Source organism: Myxococcota bacterium (assembly GCA_039030075.1).
Classification (GTDB): domain Bacteria; phylum Myxococcota_A; class UBA9160; order UBA9160; family SMWR01; genus JAHEJV01.
Window position 1 is genome coordinate 90,304 of record JBCCEW010000020.1, and the last position, 16,492, is coordinate 106,795.

General features: G+C 69.4%; 16 protein-coding genes. 7 read left to right on the forward strand and 9 right to left on the reverse strand.

What is annotated here, in order from left to right; all coding sequences use genetic code 11:
• Positions 1 to 5: 5 nt before the first annotated feature.
• Entirely contained in the window at positions 6 to 434 is a 429-nt protein-coding gene (locus AAF430_19600) for a hypothetical protein (GenBank protein MEM7412444.1), read from the reverse strand.
• A gap of 149 nt (positions 435 to 583) precedes the next feature.
• On the opposite strand from AAF430_19600, the gene AAF430_19605 reads away from it, so the two are divergent.
• Complete coding sequence (locus AAF430_19605) at positions 584 to 1,339, forward strand: glutathione S-transferase (GenBank protein MEM7412445.1); 756 nt, start codon at positions 584 to 586, stop codon at positions 1,337 to 1,339.
• Between the two features lie 42 nt (positions 1,340 to 1,381).
• Positions 1,382 to 1,951 carry a hypothetical protein gene (locus AAF430_19610; protein MEM7412446.1) on the forward strand — a complete coding sequence of 190 codons (570 nt, stop codon included), beginning with the start codon at positions 1,382 to 1,384 and terminating at the stop codon, positions 1,949 to 1,951.
• On the opposite strand, the gene AAF430_19615 is transcribed toward AAF430_19610, so the two are convergent.
• The 6 genes from AAF430_19615 to AAF430_19640 form a co-directional block, all read right to left on the reverse strand.
• Complete coding sequence (locus tag AAF430_19615; GenBank protein MEM7412447.1) at positions 1,952 to 3,928, reverse strand: thiamine pyrophosphate-binding protein; 1,977 nt, start codon at positions 3,926 to 3,928, stop codon at positions 1,952 to 1,954.
• Entirely contained in the window at positions 3,925 to 4,755 is an 831-nt protein-coding gene (locus AAF430_19620; GenBank protein ID MEM7412448.1) for a hypothetical protein, read from the reverse strand. Before AAF430_19620 ends, AAF430_19615 begins: the two co-directional genes overlap by 4 nt.
• Positions 4,756 to 4,816: 61 nt before the next feature.
• Complete coding sequence (locus AAF430_19625; protein ID MEM7412449.1) at positions 4,817 to 6,433, reverse strand: glutamate synthase-related protein; 1,617 nt, start codon at positions 6,431 to 6,433, stop codon at positions 4,817 to 4,819.
• 62 nt (positions 6,434 to 6,495) lie between these two features.
• On the reverse strand, positions 6,496 to 6,840 hold the full coding sequence (locus tag AAF430_19630; GenBank protein MEM7412450.1) for a nuclear transport factor 2 family protein: 345 nt from the start codon (positions 6,838 to 6,840) through the stop codon (positions 6,496 to 6,498).
• Entirely contained in the window at positions 6,837 to 7,817 is a 981-nt protein-coding gene (locus tag AAF430_19635; protein ID MEM7412451.1) for a glutathione S-transferase family protein, read from the reverse strand. The genes AAF430_19630 and AAF430_19635 overlap by 4 nt, the downstream gene beginning before the upstream one ends.
• A 40-nt stretch (positions 7,818 to 7,857) precedes the next feature.
• Positions 7,858 to 8,574, reverse strand: coding sequence for a pirin family protein (locus AAF430_19640; protein ID MEM7412452.1), 717 nt, complete (start codon positions 8,572 to 8,574; stop codon positions 7,858 to 7,860).
• Between the two features lie 81 nt (positions 8,575 to 8,655).
• Between AAF430_19640 and AAF430_19645 the strand changes: the two genes are divergently transcribed.
• The 3 genes from AAF430_19645 to AAF430_19655 all read left to right on the forward strand — a co-directional run bounded on the left by AAF430_19645 (position 8,656) and on the right by AAF430_19655 (position 12,079).
• Entirely contained in the window at positions 8,656 to 9,561 is a 906-nt protein-coding gene (locus AAF430_19645; protein MEM7412453.1) for a LysR substrate-binding domain-containing protein, read from the forward strand.
• Positions 9,562 to 9,758: 197 nt separating this feature from the next.
• Complete coding sequence (locus tag AAF430_19650) at positions 9,759 to 10,898, forward strand: acyl-CoA dehydrogenase family protein (GenBank protein ID MEM7412454.1); 1,140 nt, start codon at positions 9,759 to 9,761, stop codon at positions 10,896 to 10,898.
• Between the two features lie 14 nt (positions 10,899 to 10,912).
• Entirely contained in the window at positions 10,913 to 12,079 is a 1,167-nt protein-coding gene (locus AAF430_19655; GenBank protein MEM7412455.1) for an acyl-CoA dehydrogenase family protein, read from the forward strand.
• On the opposite strand, the gene AAF430_19660 is transcribed toward AAF430_19655, so the two are convergent.
• Positions 12,039 to 13,334 carry a helix-turn-helix transcriptional regulator gene (locus AAF430_19660; protein MEM7412456.1) on the reverse strand — a complete coding sequence of 432 codons (1,296 nt, stop codon included), beginning with the start codon at positions 13,332 to 13,334 and terminating at the stop codon, positions 12,039 to 12,041. The two genes, AAF430_19655 and AAF430_19660, sit on opposite strands and share 41 nt — an antisense overlap.
• Positions 13,335 to 13,515: 181 nt before the next feature.
• On the opposite strand from AAF430_19660, the gene AAF430_19665 reads away from it, so the two are divergent.
• On the forward strand, positions 13,516 to 15,072 hold the full coding sequence (locus tag AAF430_19665) for a hypothetical protein (GenBank protein ID MEM7412457.1): 1,557 nt from the start codon (positions 13,516 to 13,518) through the stop codon (positions 15,070 to 15,072).
• Here the strand turns inward: AAF430_19665 and AAF430_19670 are convergent.
• Positions 15,054 to 15,446 (reverse strand): MAPEG family protein, encoded by a 393-nt coding sequence (locus AAF430_19670; GenBank protein MEM7412458.1) that lies wholly within the window; start codon positions 15,444 to 15,446, stop codon positions 15,054 to 15,056. The genes AAF430_19665 and AAF430_19670 overlap by 19 nt on opposite strands.
• Positions 15,447 to 15,703: 257 nt before the next feature.
• Between AAF430_19670 and AAF430_19675 the strand changes: the two genes are divergently transcribed.
• Positions 15,704 to 16,441, forward strand: coding sequence for a hypothetical protein (locus AAF430_19675; GenBank protein MEM7412459.1), 738 nt, complete (start codon positions 15,704 to 15,706; stop codon positions 16,439 to 16,441).
• Positions 16,442 to 16,492: the final 51 nt, after the last annotated feature.

A 16,492-nucleotide genomic window follows, 5' to 3' on the forward strand; every position in this document is an offset into this window, starting at 1 on the left:
CGCCACTATTGCTGGGAGACGATCGTGCAGGGGTGGATCCCGGGGTAGTTGCCGAACACGTCCTGCAGCGTGAAGGTGCGCGGCCCGGTCAGGGTCACTTCGAGCACGGTCTCGCGGTTCAAGACGTTGCGATCGTAGAAGCGGAGGTAGGTGTTCTCACCGCTGATGGGAACGGTGCCTTGGACCGTGCGGAGGGTTCCACTCCAGTAGACCGTCGAGGTTCCGTCTGGGATCACGCCGGTGATGTCCGGGTTGGCGCCGGGGCCCACCGTGATGCCGTGGCTCGCGATGGCCTCGTACTGCAGGGCGAGGACGGCCGGTTGTCCGAAGATCTGGCACTCGGCGCGCACCTGTCCGGTGCGTCCGGCGACGGCCGGGAGCGGGTGCGCGATCGCGGCGAGGACGGAAACGAGGAGCAGGAGAGAGGTGCGCATGAGTGCCTCCAGGGAGTGGCATCGAATCTGCTCGATTCAGCGTGATCCACCCCGCGACGTGGTGGGTATGAAGCGCCTCACACCGGGGCGCAGCGGTGGATCGCGGACATACGCGTTAGGGTCGGGCGCCGGAGACCGGAGGCTTCGCTGTGACCACCCTCTACCTGTTCGCCATCTCCCACTACTGCGAGAAGGCGCGTTGGGGGCTCGACTACCTCGGAATCGACCACACGCTCCGCATCCTCGGGCCTGGGTTGCACTTCGTGCAGGCACAGGAACGGGGCTGGCCGTCGAGCGCGCTCCCCGTTCTCGAGACCGAGGCCGGCTTCATCCAGGGATCGAGCGCGATCCTCGACTGGGCCGAGGCGCAGGGTCCGGCGGAAGGTCGACTCGGGGCCGAATCGCCCGACGACACCGAAACGCGGCGGTCGATCGAGAAGCGTCTCGACGAGCGGGTCGGCGTCCACGCGCGTCGGTTGTACTACTCCGAGGCAATCGTGGAGTACCCGGAGACGGTCCTGCCGATCTTCACCCAGGATCTCGACCCGGAAGAGGCGGCGATCGTGGAGAGCGGGTGGTCGGGGATCCGCTCGAGGATGATGGCCATGATGGACCTGGGCCGGGCTCAGGCGGATGATTCTCAGGGTGTCATCGAAGCCGAACTCGACTGGCTCGATGGTCTCGTCTCTGATGGCCGTCGCTATCTGCTTGGCGACTCGTTCGGTCGCGCCGACCTGACCGTCGCGAGCCTGCTCGCGCCGCTGGGCTCTCCCGCGATGCGGCCGCGCGGAGGCATCCCTGCGCTGCCGCCACGCCTGGCGGCACTCTCTGCCGGCTGGGAAAAACGCCCGATCTTCGAACGAGTGCGCCAGAATTACCGCGAACACCGCCATCCGGGTCGCTGACGCGTCACGGCCCGACGCGAGAGGACTGTGGGAGACACTGGAATGCGTCGTTGGCCGCGCCGACTGGCGATCGGCCTGGGGGTCGTGGCCGCCGTGGGCCTGCTGGCCGTGGTCGGGATCCGGCAGGCCGACGGTCCCGTCTGGCTCTTCGGGGGCGGCCCGTTTCGCTCGGGCGATTGGGTGGAGTTCGACGCCCTCGATTGGAACACCCTCGACGCGCTGCACGAGCTCGAGTTCGAGATCGTGGCGGCGGGGAGTTCCCGGATCCTCTGGTTCAACGTGCACGATGGGGTGTCCTATCTGATCTGTGACCTCGACTGCATCGGTGGACGCTTGCCGCGCTGGCCCCAGCAGATCGAACGCGACAACCGGGTGGTGGTGCGCATCGAAGGGAAGCGCGTCGAGGGCAAGCTCGTGCACGTGCCCCACGGAACGGCGGAGTACAAGATCGTGCGGGCGATCCGCGCGGTGAAGTACGTCGGCGACGAAGGCAACCGCGAAGCGGCCGAGACGGCCGCCCACGGGCTGGTCGTGGACGTCGGAGAGAAGCTGACGGGACGCGATCAGCGCGAAGAGCCCGGCGACCGCATGTACCGGCTGGAGCCGCGCTGACTACACCAGCTCGGCGTCGCAGATCACCTCGACGAGCGAAGGCCCCGGGTGGGACAGGGCACGCTCGATGCCCGCGTCGAGTTCGTCTGCGCGCTCGATGCGAACGCCCAGGGCGCCACAGTCGTCGGCGAAGGCCGCGAAGCTCGGGTTGTGGAGCGACGTCTCCCAGACCTGCCACTGTCCCACCCGCTGCTCCTTCGAGATCTTGCCGAGCTCGCCGTTGTGGAGGAGCACGTGGGTGAGGTTCATCCCGTACTTCACGGCGGTGGTCAGCTCGAAGGGATACTGGCCGAAGCCGCCATCGCCCGAGATCGACACCACCTGGCGCCCGTGGAAGGGGGTGCCTTCCTCCTGGGTGGCGCACCAGGCGCCGAGGGACGCGGGGAACGCGAAGCCGATCGACCCGAGGTAGCCCGACATCAGCACCGCGTGGCGGTCGCACTCGAAGTAGCGGCCGAAGGAGTAGGTGTTGTTGCCGACGTCGACCGGAAGGATCGCGTCCGCTGGCACCCCGCGCGTGAGCGCGTCGAAGAGAACCGCCGAGTTGATGCCGCGACCCCGATCATCCTCGCGACGTCGCGCCTTCTCCGCACGCCAGATCGACCAGCGCGAAGCCACTTCCTCGGCGTGATCGTGGGAGGCATGGCGTCCGCGCACCCCGTCGAGGAGTTGGCGGGCCGTCACCCCGAGGTCACCGAGGACGGGCAGGTCGATGGCGTGGAACTTCGCCAAGGCCATCGGGTCGCGATCGACCTGAATGGTGGGCTTCTTCGGCGTGATGCCCGTGTGGTTGGAGAAGCTGGCACCCAGCACGAGCAGCAGGTCGGACTCGTTCATGAACCAGCTCGCGATCGGCGTGCCGCTGCGCCCGAGTACCCCGCAACCGAGGGGATGTTGGTCCGAGACGAGTCCCTTTCCCTTGAAGGTGGTGAGGACGGGAGCCCCGAGCGCTTCGGCGAGGGACATCACCGCGGGCATGTCGTAGCGCGCGCCGTGGCCGACGATCAGCACCGGTCGCTTCGCCGCGGCGAGCATCGTCGTGGCCTTCTCGAGGGCGTCCTGCGGCGGCGGGAACTGCTGGGACGCCAGCCGACCCTCGGGTGTCGCGGCCTTGGCGTCGCTGGCATGCCCCGCCACCTCGTCGGGGAAGATCAGCTGCGCCGGGCCGCGTTCGAGTACCGCCGTCTTCACCGCGCGACTCGCGAGTTCGGCGAACGGGGAGTCGGGGAGCACCGGCTGCGCGAAGGAGGCCACCTGGCCGAAGGCCGCTTTCAGGTCCAGCTCCTGGAAGTTGCCGGTCCCCAGGACCTGGGTCGCGACCTGGCCCGTGAGTGCGAGGACGGGCGCGCGATCGACGTGCGCATCCCAGAGTCCGGTGAGCAGGTTGGTCGCGCCGGGGCCCGCGATCGCGAGGCACGCCGCGGGCCGCCCGGTCAGCTTTCCGTACGCCGAGCACGCGAACGACGCTGCGCCCTCGTGCCGCACGCCGAAGTAGTGCATGCGGCCGGCTTCCTGCTGACGCCGGATTGCTTCGGCGACGTTCAGGTTGGAGTGTCCGACCATCCCGAATACCCAGCGCACACCCCAGTTCGTGAGCGTCTCGACCATCACGTCCGACACCGTGCGGTCGCGCACCAGCTCGGCCGGTAGCTCGACGTACACGCCGTCCTCGCGCACCTCGACCGGGTAGGTCGGGACGCCGTCGTCGTAGCCGCCATCGGGAGGCTGTCCCGTGAGCGGGCAGTAGTCCCAGCCGTGCCAGGGGCAGCGCAGGTGGCCCTTCTCGATCGATCCCTCGCCGAGGGGTCCGCCCTGGTGGGGGCACCGGTTGTCGAGCGCCCCGTACTGCCCGTCCCAGTGCGTCATGCACAGGGTCAGTTCGTCGAGGGTGACCGACTTCACGCGGCCTTCTTCGAGCTCGTCGAGTTCGAGGGCCTTCTTCCAGACCCGCTGATCAGAGGGGCGAACGGGGCTCATCGGAGGAACTCCTTGCTGTGGCGGATGGCGGCCTCGAGAAACGCGTGCAAGGTGGAGGACTGGGAGTCGGCGCTCGGCGCCTCGACCAGTTCGCTGGCGCGGAGCGTGGCGGCGATGAACCCGTCGGTGTGCCAGGAGCCCGCCGGCAGCGAACCGAAAGACAGGTCCCCGACCCCCCGGACCGGCCAGTGGTTCACGTACCAGTACGGCTCGGGAATCGCGCCGTCTCCAGGGGAGAGGCCGATGCCCACCGTCTTCGTCCCGCCTTCGGGCAGCGGGGCCACGCTCTGGAGGATCGCGAGGTCGAAGTGATGGGGCCAGCAGAGGATCGCTTCGTCCGGCGCGTAGTCCGCGAGTGCGAGGCGGGCGTTCGCGAACCAGCGGTCGAGCTCCGCGAGGCCGTCGCGCGGCGCTTCGAAGGGCGTTCCCTCGCGCACCGGATGCGGCTCGAGGTCGTAGGTCGGGAAGCGCAGCGCCCCTGCCAACTGGCCGTCGGAGCCGGCAGCGAGCGTGTCACGCAGCCATTCCGCTGCCTCCGCCAGGGTGCGTCCGTCGAGCGTCCGTTCGCCCACGGTTCCGGCCGGGCCCAGCACGTCGACCCGGAGTTCTGCCAGGTCGAGGACGGCCTGCAATCCGCCCGCGAGCGGGGCGGCGATCGCGAGGGCGCGAAGGTCGGGGCGATAGACGGTAGCCGTGTGGCTGGTGTCGGCGCGGTGCTCCGCGTGGGTCTCTCCGACGGCCGCGAGGAGCTGCACGGCCGCGTGGGCCTGCTCGCGCGCGCCGGTCAGTTGGTTCGGAGCGATCGCTCCCAGTCGTTCCCAGCTCACCGGGTTCCTCCCTGCACGAAGACCGGATGGGCACTGCCGACATGCACGGGAGCCGGAGCGGTCACGGCGACACCCCGGCGAACGGAACGCCCGCCAGCGCGTGCATGTCGCGCTTCCAGGTGGTCAGGTCTTCGAGCTGGAACTGATCGAGGTGGGTGTGGCCGCAGGCCCGGGCCATCACCCGCATCAGTTCGGTGGCCGATCCGAAGAACCGAGCGAGCCGCTTCGCGGCCAGGGCCACCGGCAGGCGGGAGCGCAGGTGTTCCTGCTGGGTGGCGATGCCCACCGGGCAGTTGTTGGTGTGGCAGGCGCGCATGCCGAGGCAGCCAATCGCCTGGAGCGCCGCGTTCGACAGCGCGATCCCGTCGGCGCCCAGCGCCAACGCTTTGACGAACTCCGACGGGACCCGCAGGCCGCCCGTCGCGATCAGCGTGACGTCCGGTCGGCGCAGGCGGTCGAGGGTACGGCGCGCCCGGGCGATCGCTGGGATCGTCGGCACGCTGATGTTGTTGCGGAAGATCAGCGGGGCGGCGCCCGTGCCGCCACCACGCCCGTCGAGGATGATGTAGTCCGCGCCCGCAGCGACTGCGGCTTCGACGTCGCGCTCGACGTGTTGTGCAGAGAGCTTGAAACCGATCGGAATGCCGCCGGTCGCTTCCCGCACTTCGTCCGCGACGCGGCGGAAGTCGGTGATCGATTCGAGGTCGGGGAAGCGCGCCGGCGAGATCGCGGACTGGCCCTCGGGAATCTCGCGCACTTCGGCGATGCGTCCGGTCACTTTGTGACCGGGCAGGTGCCCGCCCGTCCCGGTCTTGGCGCCCTGGCCGCACTTGAAGTGGAAGGCCTGGACGCGCTGGAGCTTCTCGAGCGCGAAGCCGAAGCGGCCCGACGCCAGCTCGTAGAGGTAGCGCCCGTTCTCCTGTTGCTCCTCGGGCAGCATGCCGCCTTCGCCGGAGCAGATGCCGGTCCCGGCTTCCTCGGCACCCATCGCCAGCGCCACCTTCGCTTCGAGCGAGAGCGCGCCGAAGCTCATGTCCGACACGAAGAGCGGCGTCTCCAGCTGCAGCGGACGCTTCGCCTCGGGGCCGATCACCAGGTCGCTCCCGACCTCGGCATCGTCGAGCAGGGGAACCCGGTGCAGCTGCGCCGTCAGGATCTGGATGTCCTCCCAGGCGGGGAGCTCGGCCCGGGGGACGCCCATCGCGTCCACGCGTCCGTGATGGCCGGCGCGTTCGAGCCCGTGCTCGGCCATCTCCTGGATCCAATGGTTGTAGGGCTCGTCGCCGGTGCCATGAGGGTCGGCGTAGGCGCCCTGGTAGGACGCGCGCGCATAGGGCTGGGGGTGACACCGCTCCCACTCGCGGATCTCGTCCTCGTCCACGAAGACGCCGTCGTCCTCGATCCAATGCGAGAAACGCTCGAGCTTCTCGTCGTTGCTGTAGGCGCTCACCCCAGTCCGGAACCGGTAGTCCCAATCGTGGACGCCGCAGATCAGGTCCTCGCCGCGGATCTCGCCATCGGCCAGCATGGCGCCGCGGTGGAGACAGCGGCCATAGAGGACGGACACCTCGGCCTGGTCGGGCCAGCGCACGACGACGAGGTCGACGTTCGCAAGCAGGGCGCCGAAGGGTTTCTCGGGGTCGAGTTCGCTGAACGTGGCGATGCGCACGCGATGCATCGTGGCGTCGGTCTCCGTGTGTCGGGTGAGCGGACTTCGGCACGGCCCCTTCGAGGCCGGGACTAGCCGTGGTAGAAGGTCTCCCGGATCACTTTGCCATCGCGCCACTGCTGCACGGCGACTTGTTTCTGCACGACGCGGTCTCCGCCGTGAGGCGTGAGGTCGAAGGCCCATTCGATGGCGGCGCGATGGCCGTCGACGAGGACCTCGCCGACCTCGGCCCCGTGGAAGGTGACGCCGTTCACGAAGGCCTCCTCGTAGGCGCGGTTCGCGGCCTTTCCCACACGCTCGTCCGCGCCGTTCTCGCTCATGACCACCTCGTCGGCGTAGAAGCGGTCGAAGGTCTCGAGGATCTCTCCCTCCAGGATGCCGTCGATCACGGCCTGGACGTCGTTGCGAATGCTCATGCCTTTCCTCCGATCGAATCGCGGCCATGCGGCCGGTCGAGGTCGAGCTCCGGGCCGATGGGCACCACGCCCGTCGGATTGATGGTCCCGTGACTCTCGTAGTAGTGACGCTTGATGTGTTCGACGCTCACCGTCTCCGCGACGCCGGGCACCTGGGTGAGCTCGCGCAGGTAGCCCGACAGGTGCGGGAAGTCGGCGATGCGCTGTCGGTTGCACTTGAAGTGGCCGACGTAGACGGCGTCGAAGCGGACCAGCGTGGTGAAGAGGCGCCAGTCGGCCTCGGTGCGGGTGTCGCCCACCAGCCAGCGCTGTTCGCCGAGCTTCGCGTCGAGGTGGTCGAGCGCGCCGAAGAGCTGCTCGAACGCCTCTGCGTAGGCTTCCTGGGAAGTCGCGAAGCCGCAGCGGTAGACGCCGTTGTTGATGTTCGGATAGACGAAGGCGTTGACCTCGTCGATCGCGTCGCGGAGCCCGCGCGGGTAGAGGTCGACGGACGGGTCGGCGATTGCGTCGAACTCCGCATTCAGCATGCGGATGATCTCGGAGGACTCGTTGTTCACGATCGTGCCGGTCTCGCGGTCCCACAGCACGGGGACGGTGACGCGACCCGAGTAGTGGGCGTCCGCCGTCGTGTAGACCTCGTGCAGGTAGCGCTTGCCGAGGAGCGCGTCCCCGGTGACGAGCGGGGTGTCGTCCGGGTTCTCGAAGGCCCAGCCGTGCTCGGCCATGAGCGGGTGCACGACCGATACCGAGATCGCGCTCTCGAGGCCTTTCAGCTTGCGCACGATCAGGGCGCGGTGCGCCCAGGGGCACGCGAGGGAGACGTAGAGGTGGTAGCGGCCGGCCTCGGGCGCGAACCGGGTCGAGCCGTCCGCCGCGATGCGATCGCGGAATGCGCTGTCCTTGCGGACGAAGCGACCGCCGGTGGATTTCGTGTCGTACCACGCGTCGCTCCAGCGTCCGTCGACCAGCTGTCCCATGTTTCCTCCTTCGCTCTCTCGGGGTAGCGGCCTGGCGGGGTCATGCCAGATCGAAGAGCAAGAACTCGGCGTCCTCGCGTGCCTGCACGGACACCGTGTCGATCGCCTCGATTCCGAGCGCGTCGCCGGCGTCGATCGTTCGATTCGCGACCGTCAGCGACCCCGCGAGTCCTTGCACCCACACGGCGCGTCCGGCGCCGACGGCGAATTCGAGGCCTTCGCCCGCTGCGAGGCGGCCCGCGTAGACCGACGCGTCGGCGTGGATCGGGAGCGATCCGTCACGCGCATCGGGCGAGGCCACCAGGGTGAGGCCGTGGTGCGCACGCCATCCCGGTGTCGCGTGCGCGAACGCGGGAGTCGCGACCGGCCGGTCGGGCAGCAGCCAGACCTGGACGAAGTGCACCGGTTCGCGATCCGAGGCGTTCCACTCGGCGTGAACGACGCCCGGGCCCGCGCTCATCGCCTGCACCTCACCCGCGTGGATCTCCGAGCGGGCACCCAGGCTGTCTTCGTGACGAAGCGCTCCCGCGAGCACGAACGAGAGGATCTCGGCGTGGCGGTGGGGGTGGGGCCCGAACCCGCGACCCGGGGCGACGACATCCTCGTTGAGGACCCGGAGCCCGCGGAAGCCCGGCCAGTCGGGGTCTCGGTAGTCGCCGAAGGCAAAGGCGTGCTGGGAGTCGAGCCAGGCCAGCCGGGTCTGGCCGCGCTCTTCGCTGGGTCGAGGGCTCACGTGCATGGGGCGGAAGGAAATCACGTGACGAGGAGAGAACAAGAGAGTTCACAGGCACATGACTATGTCCATTTTGGATACAATGACTTCACCCGAGGAGGTGTGATGGCCCAACTCGCTGAGATCGAGTCGTTTGTCGCGGTCGTCGAGGCCGGCGGCTTCCGCGCCGCAGCCGCGCGCGCCGGTCTGACCCCGTCTGCGGTGAGCAAGCGGGTCCGGGCGCTCGAGGACCGCCTCGGGGCGCGGCTCCTCAACCGGACCACGAGGCGTGTCGCACCGACCGACGTCGGGCGGGCCCTCTTCGAGCGGGCGCGGGCGATCCTGGCCGATCTCGAAGACGCCGAGTGTGCGATCACCGAGTTGCAGGCGGAGCCGCGCGGACCCCTGCGCATCGGGGCGCCGATGGACTTCGGTCGCCGCCATCTCGTCGAAGTGTTCGCCGAGTTCGCTGCCGAGCACCCGGCGGTGACTCTGGACGTGCATCTCACCGACCGCTTCGTCGACGTGGTGGGCGAGGGGTTCGACCTGGTCGTGCGGATCGGGACGCTGTCCGATTCGAGCCTGGTCGCGCGCCGCCTGGCTCCCTGCAAGCGGGCCCTGGTCGCCGCACCTGCCTACCTGCGCCGCGAGGGAACCCCGCAGCGCGTCGGGGACCTCCCCCACCACGCCTTGCTCGCCTACACCCTCGACAGCGCGCGGACCTGGCCCGTCGAGGGAGTGTCGCTGGCGGAGCAGGCGCACCACCGGGCCGACAACGGGGAGATGCTGCGTTCCCTCGCGCGGGCCGGCGCGGGGATCGCGCTGCTGCCGACGTTCCTGGTGGGCGACGACCTCCGCGATGGCTCGCTCGTCGAACTGCTGCCCGGCCAGCTGGCGGCCGAGCTGGCGATGCACGCAGTGACACCGCACCGCAAGCTCCTGTCCACGAAGGTGCAGCTCTTGATCGCGCGGCTGCGCGAGCGCTTCGGTGCCGACCCGTCCTGGGACGAGGGGCTTCCCGTCCCCGGGTGACGTCCTCAGGACCCCGACTTCCCGTCGGCCCCCGAGTTGCTGTGGAGCCGGATGGCGGGTCCCGGCGTCCCGCCCGTCGCCCGAGTCGGGTAGGGTATGCCCCGGGTCGACGACCCCCCGAGACCCCCCACCGCGAGCGCCCCGCGCGACCCCACCGACTGCGCGCAGCGCTTGCCCCTGCGCCGAAAGAGAGACCCATGGCACTGATCCTGACCGAAGACCAACTGATCTTGCGCGACATGGCGCGCACGTTCTTCGACGAGAAGTCGCCCGTCGAGCGGATGCGCAGTCTCCGCGACGAGAAGGACGCCACCGGCTTCCACCGTGCGCTCTGGAAGGAGATGGGTGAGCTCGGCTGGATCGGGATTCCCTTCCCGGAAGCCGTCGGCGGCGCCGACATGGGCTACGGCGAACTCGGCGCGGTGCTGGGGGAGTGTGGTCGCGTCCTCGCACCGGAACCCTTCGTGTCGACGGTGCTCCTCGGCGGCAACGCCATCCTGTTGGGCGCGCCGGAGCCGCTCCAGAAGGAGCTGCTTCCCGAGGTGTGCAGTGGGGAGCGATTGCTCGCCCTCGCGTTCCAGGAGCGCGGACGCTTCGCCCCCACCGAGGTCGAGACCACCGCGACCCGCGAGGGTGACGGCTTCTCGCTGCGCGGCGAGAAGACCTTCGTGCTCGATGGGCACGTGGCCGATCAGCTGGTGATCGTCGCGCGCACGTCGGGCGGCCGCGAGGACCGGGACGGTCTCTCGCTCTTCGTGGTCGACGCACAGGCGGCGGGCGTGGAGATCCAGCGCACCGAGATGGTCGACGGTCGCAACGCGGCGACCGTGCGTCTCGACGGTGTCACGGTCGGCGCCGACCGCGTCCTCGGTGACGTCGATGGCGGCTTCGCACTGCTCGACCGCGTCTTCGATCGCGCGACGATCGGACTCTGCGCCGAGATGGTCGGCACCTTCGAGGAGACCTTCGAGCGGACGCTGCAGTACCTGAAGGACCGCGAGCAGTTCGGCGTGAAGATCGGGACCTTCCAGGCGCTGCGTCACCGGGCCGCCCACATGTGGACCGAGCTCGAGTTCGCGCGGTCGGTGGTGCGCGACGCCCAGTCGGCCCTGGACGACGACCGCGACGACGCCTCGGCCTGTGCGAGCGCGGCGAAGGCCCGCTGCTCGGACGTCGCACATCTGATCGGCGGCGAAGCCATTCAGATGCACGGCGGTATCGGCATGACCGACGAGGAAGAGATCGGACTCTTCTTCAAGCGCTTGAAGGCCGCTGAGTTCACGCTCGGCGACGGCATCTACCACCGCGACCGGTTCGCCGGCCTGCGCGGCTACTGAGCGAGGAGCATCCCATGTCTGAATCTCTCGACGCATTCCGCCAGGAAGCCCGGGCTTGGATCCAGGAGTCGCTGCCCGAGGAGCTCAAGTCGGGTCCCCGCCGAGGCGCTCCGAAGGAAGCCCTCGACCGCTGGTTCCAGGCGCTCACCGGGAAGGGGTGGCTCACCCCAGATTGGCCCACCGAGTACGGCGGCGGCGGTCTCGACCGCAAGCAGACCCAGGTGGTGAAGCAGGAGCTGAAGAAGGCGCGCGCTCCGGTGCCGCCGGCCTCGGCGTTCGGCACGCGAATGCTCGGTCCGACCCTGCTCGAATTCGGGACCGAGGAGCAGAAGCTCGAGTTCCTGCCGCAGATCTCGCGCCACGAGGTCCAGTGGTGCCAGGGCTACAGCGAGCCCGGTGCCGGATCCGACCTGGCGAGCCTGCAGACGCGGGCCGTGCGCGAAGGCGATGAGTACGTCATCACCGGCCAGAAGATCTGGACGACCGGCGCGGACAAGGCCGATTGGATCTTCTGCCTGGTGCGCACCGACCCCGACGCGGCGAAGCACGACGGCATCAGCTTCGTCTTGTTCCCGATGCACCAACCCGGGGTCAAGGTGAGTCCGCTGACGCTGATCGATGGCAACGCCGACTTCTCCCAGGTGTTCTTCGACGGTGCGCGGGCGAAGGTGGCGCACCTGATCGGCCCCGAGAATGGCGGCTGGACGGTGGCGAAGCGGCTGCTTCAGCACGAGCGTACGACGGATGGCGGCAGCGAGGGCGGCATCACGGGAGCGATGAAGGAGACCTTCGTCGACCTCGTGAAGCGCGAAGTGGGCCTGCGGGACGGCGTGCTCGCCGACGCCACCCTGCGGCAGCGCACGGCGGCACAGGAGATGGAGGCGAACGCGCTCCGGCTCACGATGCGGCGCGCGGGCGAGGAGGCGCGGGCCGGTCAGTCGACCCGCGACATCGGATCCCTCGGCAAGTACCGCTGGGCCAACATGGTGAAGGCCGAGCAGGATCTCGCGATGCAGGCGCTCGGTGCCCAGGGTCTCGGCTGGGAAGGGCCCGGCTTCGAAGCCGTCGAGCTCCAGCGCACCAAGGCCTGGCTCACCACCCGCTCCGACTCGATCTGGGGCGGGACCAACGAGGTGCAGCTCAACGTGATCGCGAAGCGCGTGCTGGAGATTCCCGAGTAGGGACCGGCCCGGCGTCCGCGTGGAGCCGGGCTGCAAGCTCCACGCGGGAGTGCACACCCAATTTCTCGAAGATCGACGCGATCTGGTTCGCGATCGTCCGCACGCTCGTTCCGCGGCGCGACGCGATGTCCAACGAGGTGCTGCCGGCGAGCAGCGCGGACGTCACCTCGCGCTCGGCCGGCGACAACGCCTCGGCGGCGGCCTCGTCGAGCAGGGGATGCGCCCCGACCAGCAGCGTCTCCCCGTTCAGGCTCGCTTCCTCCAGCCGGGCACGGAGTCCCCCCGGCGCGAAGAAGCTCGCCAGTTCGGTGCGCGCGCCGAGCCCGAGCTTCCGACAGCCAGTCTTCACCGCCATGCTGACCGCCGAGAGTGAGACACCGAGCTCGTAGGCGATCTCCTTCGTCGAACGGCCCATCCCGACGAGTTCCGCGATCTGGCGCTCGCGTCGGGTCAGTCCGCGCGGATCGACGACCGAAGGCTCGTTCCGGTGCGCGACGACGAAGCGCTTTCCGTCGCGCTCGAAGCGGTCCACGAGGCTCCAGCGCCCTTCGACGAGGCCGCTCCAGCTCTCCATCGCGGCTTCCGGATCGCACCGACCCGCGTGAGAGCGCGCGCGGTCGATCCGCACGGCGGCGTCCCGCAAGGCGTCGCGGGCCGAGGCGTCGCGTGCAGGGCCCTCGGCGTGCTGGATGCGACCGTCGGGATCGAGGACTGCCTCGACGCCGCCGCCTTCCGCGTCGTCTGCGAACGCCGCACGCAGCCTCAAGCCGGCGCCTAGATGCGTCATGGCCAGGTGCCAGCGGCGACGCTCCGCCGGGGTCGTGGACATCGGGCGGGGGAGGGCGCCCAGGAGCAGGGCCATGCGCCCCGCGCTGGCGCGGCCGACGGTGCCGAGCATGTCCTCGGCCAGCCCTCGCATCGACTCGAGGAACACCCGCCTTGCCTCCGGGACCCTCGGGAAGACGCGCTCGCTGAGGGTCCCGGCCACAGGACCGTTTCGATACATCAGATCGATGACGGCCTCGGGGCCGGCTTCGTTCACGGCGACCGCGACGTCACGAATGGCCGTCGTCTCGGCCTCCACTTTTTCGAGATCGATCCGGCTGGGCGTGACGCGCGCGACGAAGAGGACGACCGTCGGACTGTGCACGAAGAACGCCGTGGCGCATTCGCGCACCTGTCGGAGCCAGTCGTCCGCAGGCGATGCGAGGTCGTAGCTGGCCTCGAGAAGTCCGATCCAGTCGTGGGTGCGCATGAGGGACGCCTAACCGGGTTCCCGATCACGCTAGCACTGCGCTCTTCGTCGAGTTCTCATCGACGACTGACAAATTGACCATGCCCCGTATGGCGAATTGACCATGGGAACCCACTGCGCGCGCTCATAGCCTGCGCCGAGCCTTCGCGATTCGGCGTGGGCGGCGACGGGAGTGGCTCTCATGCGCAGCTGGAACTGGGTCTTCTGGACACTCGCAACGCTGGTAGCTTCGGGTACAGCATCGGCGCAAACGCCCTACCGCGTGGCGGACCTGAACCCCGGTGCTGGTAACGGCGTCGACTCATTTCATCTCGACGGGTTCGGATTCGCCCTGGGCAACACGTTTCTGTTCGGCGGCACGGACGGCGCAGGTGACGAAGAGCTGTGGCGTTCCGACGGAACCCTGGCCGGAACCGTCCGGATCGCCGACCTCAACCCCGTCGCGAGTGCCTCTCCCAGCGTGTTCTTCGCCCTCGACGCGACGCGCGCGCTGTTTCGGGCCCAGCACGAGACTGAAGGCGTCGAACTCTTTGTCACTGACGGCACGGCGGCCGGAACGGCCTACGTGAAGGACATTCGGCCCGGCGCGAGCGGTTCCTTCCTGGGATTCGGCGCGGCCGTTGGGGGCGTGGCCTTCTTCCGAGCCACCGCCAACGACGGGAGCGAACTCTGGAAGTCCGATGGGACCGACGCGGGCACGGTCCAGGTGCGGGACATCCGGCCTGGAACGGGAGGCTCGACGCCCTTCGACTTCACGGTGGCCGGAGGTCAGCTGTTCTTCGCCGCCAATGACGGAAGCGCGGGTACCGAACTCTGGACGAGCGACGGCACCGAACTCGGCACCCAGATGGTGATCGATCTCAACCCGACCGGCAGCGGCAACGTCGGGGAACTCGCCGAGTTCGACGGTGAGGTCTATTTCCGCGGCAACGACGGAGCGACCGGTACCGAGCTATGGAAGAGCGACGGCACCACGACCGTACGGATCACCGACGTGAACCCGGGGGCCGGCGGCGCGGACGTGTCGAGCCTCTACGTCTACGACGGCTTTCTCTACTTTCTCGCCAACGACGGGACGACGGGTCGCGAGATCTGGCGGACAGATGGTACGCCCGGAAACGCTACCCGGTTGACCGACGTCAATCCGGGCGCCGGGGACGGGGTGTTCCCCAGCCAGTTCTGCGGCGTGAACGGGGTGCTCGTCTTCTCGGGGCAGGACGGCCTCAACGGGCGGGAGCTGTGGGCGACCGACGGAACGCCCGACACCGAGTTCCTGCTCGTGGAAGTGCAACCGGGCGCCCCGAACGGCGTCGAGTTCCAGTCGCTGCGCTGCCAGGCCGGTGCGGTCTACTTCGTCGGAGACGACGGGGTGGACGGACGCGAGCCGTGGACCAGCGACGGGACCGTCGCCGGGACCCGGCGGCTGTCCGACATCCAGGCGGGCGCCCCCGATGGCGTCGCCTTCGCCCCCGGCTTCACCGCCGCGGGCAGTCGCGTCTTCTTCCCCGCCAGCGACGGGGCGACGGGCAACGAGCTCTGGGCTGTCGGACCCAGCGCCGCGCCGGTGCCGGCGCTTTCCCTCCTCGGAGCGGCCGGGCTCGTCGCACTCTTGCTCGGACTCGGCATGCGCCGCTCGGCGCGGTCGCGACGCGGGTCGTTGCGGTCGGGCTTGCTGTCTTGGCGAAAGGAAGGAGCCTCGACGCCCTCGACCGGCGCGGCTCACGCGCCGACGAACTGATACCCCAGCATTCCCGCTGCGATCAGCGTGACGAGGAAGGTGACGCCGGCGCCGATGCCGCGAAGGGGACTCTGGATCGTGTCGGCCTTCAGGCCGATCGCGTGGCAGATCCGCGCCACCACCATCGCGAGGCCGATGCCGTGGAGGAAGCCGGCAGAGGCGCCGTTCAGCTCGAGTGCTGCGAACATCAGCATGAAGTAGGGCACGAACTCGACGAAGTTCGCGTGGCGCCGCATCGCCAGCAGCAGATCCGGACGTCCGCCGTCTCCGATCGAGATGCCTTCGCTCCCACGGATCCTGCCGGGGAAGAAGGACAGCACGGCCGCGAACACGGCGAAGATGGCGAGATACAAGGCGCTGATGGGAAGGGGCATGGGGTCTCCTGGTCCGAGGCGTGGGTGCCCATCATACCGGTGGAGCGCGGCCGAAAGACACCCGGCTGTGTTCGCAGTCGCCCAGCGTCCGCCGCTCTTCTGCTACGCCCGCTAGCCGAGGGGGACGCCACGCCCCGTGCCCTCAGGCGGCTCGTGTGGCGGGGTTCCGGCCCGCGCCGCTCACGGGCAGGCGCCCCCCGGAGTTCTCGGCGCGGGCGAGTATCCTGTCCGGATCCGGCGGACCAGGTGCGGTGTCGATGCGAAGTGGCTCTCGTGGCTCCAGATGGCTGAAGGAAGGAAGGCGCAACTGGCGCGGCGCCGCGGTCTCGACCGCACTCCTGACCTGCGCCATCGCGTCCGCGGCCCAGGGCGAGCAGTGCATCGCGGCGGCGAACTTCAACTGGAGCGGCCCCAGCCAGGGCGGCTGGATCGGGTGCATCCCCGACGCCTCCGACGACTTCTCGATGAACGGGTTCACCGTGACCCTCGCCGCCGATCTGAGCATCGCGGGCAGCCTCGCCGTGACGGCAGGGGGGCGGTTGGTGGTGCCGGCGGGGGTGACGTTGACCGCGACGGGGGGCGTCCGCGTCGATGACGGCGGGACCCTCGAACTCTCCGGGGCGACGCTCCACACCGGCCGGGTGGCGTCGGTCGTCTGGTCGGGTTCGACCGCCACGCTCAGCGTCGACGACCTGCCGCCCGCGACGCTGGCGCCGGGCGACTACGTGCACTTCACGGACGACTACGGCGCGCCCGGCGCGGTGCTCGCGGAGCCACTCCAGAGCTTCGCCGACCCGCCGCTTCCCGGGACGACGCGACCGGCCTATGCGCGCGGTTGGATGTTTCGGGTCGTGACCGTGGTCGGGACGGCGGTCACCGTCTCTCTCGACGACTGGGCCGGAGTCGGGTTCCGTACATCGGCACGCGGGGCGCTGCCGGGTCGGCGATCGATCTCGCCAGCGCGACGGCGGCCGCGGGCTTTCACGGCAGCGTGACCGAACTGCAGGTGTCTTCCGCGGCCCTCGACATCCAGGCTTCGGGCGACC

What these genes read in the sequence shown, in the direction of transcription:
- AAF430_19600 (MEM7412444.1), bottom strand. Translation starts at nt 434, where the DNA reads ATGCGCACCTCTCTCCTGCTCCTCGTTTCCGTCCTCGCCGCGATCGCG.
- AAF430_19615 (MEM7412447.1), bottom strand. Translation starts at nt 3,928, where the DNA reads ATGAGCCCCGTTCGCCCCTCTGATCAGCGGGTCTGGAAGAAGGCCCTC.
- AAF430_19670 (MEM7412458.1), bottom strand. Translation starts at nt 15,446, where the DNA reads ATGCCCCTTCCCATCAGCGCCTTGTATCTCGCCATCTTCGCCGTGTTC.
- AAF430_19660 (MEM7412456.1), bottom strand. Translation starts at nt 13,334, where the DNA reads ATGCGCACCCACGACTGGATCGGACTTCTCGAGGCCAGCTACGACCTC.
- AAF430_19650 (MEM7412454.1), top strand. Translation starts at nt 9,759, where the DNA reads ATGGCACTGATCCTGACCGAAGACCAACTGATCTTGCGCGACATGGCG.
- AAF430_19645 (MEM7412453.1), top strand. Translation starts at nt 8,656, where the DNA reads ATGGCCCAACTCGCTGAGATCGAGTCGTTTGTCGCGGTCGTCGAGGCC.
- AAF430_19625 (MEM7412449.1), bottom strand. Translation starts at nt 6,433, where the DNA reads ATGCATCGCGTGCGCATCGCCACGTTCAGCGAACTCGACCCCGAGAAA.
- AAF430_19630 (MEM7412450.1), bottom strand. Translation starts at nt 6,840, where the DNA reads ATGAGCATTCGCAACGACGTCCAGGCCGTGATCGACGGCATCCTGGAG.
- AAF430_19610 (MEM7412446.1), top strand. Translation starts at nt 1,382, where the DNA reads ATGCGTCGTTGGCCGCGCCGACTGGCGATCGGCCTGGGGGTCGTGGCC.
- AAF430_19655 (MEM7412455.1), top strand. Translation starts at nt 10,913, where the DNA reads ATGTCTGAATCTCTCGACGCATTCCGCCAGGAAGCCCGGGCTTGGATC.
- AAF430_19675 (MEM7412459.1), top strand. Translation starts at nt 15,704, where the DNA reads ATGCGAAGTGGCTCTCGTGGCTCCAGATGGCTGAAGGAAGGAAGGCGC.
- AAF430_19635 (MEM7412451.1), bottom strand. Translation starts at nt 7,817, where the DNA reads ATGGGACAGCTGGTCGACGGACGCTGGAGCGACGCGTGGTACGACACG.
- AAF430_19665 (MEM7412457.1), top strand. Translation starts at nt 13,516, where the DNA reads ATGCGCAGCTGGAACTGGGTCTTCTGGACACTCGCAACGCTGGTAGCT.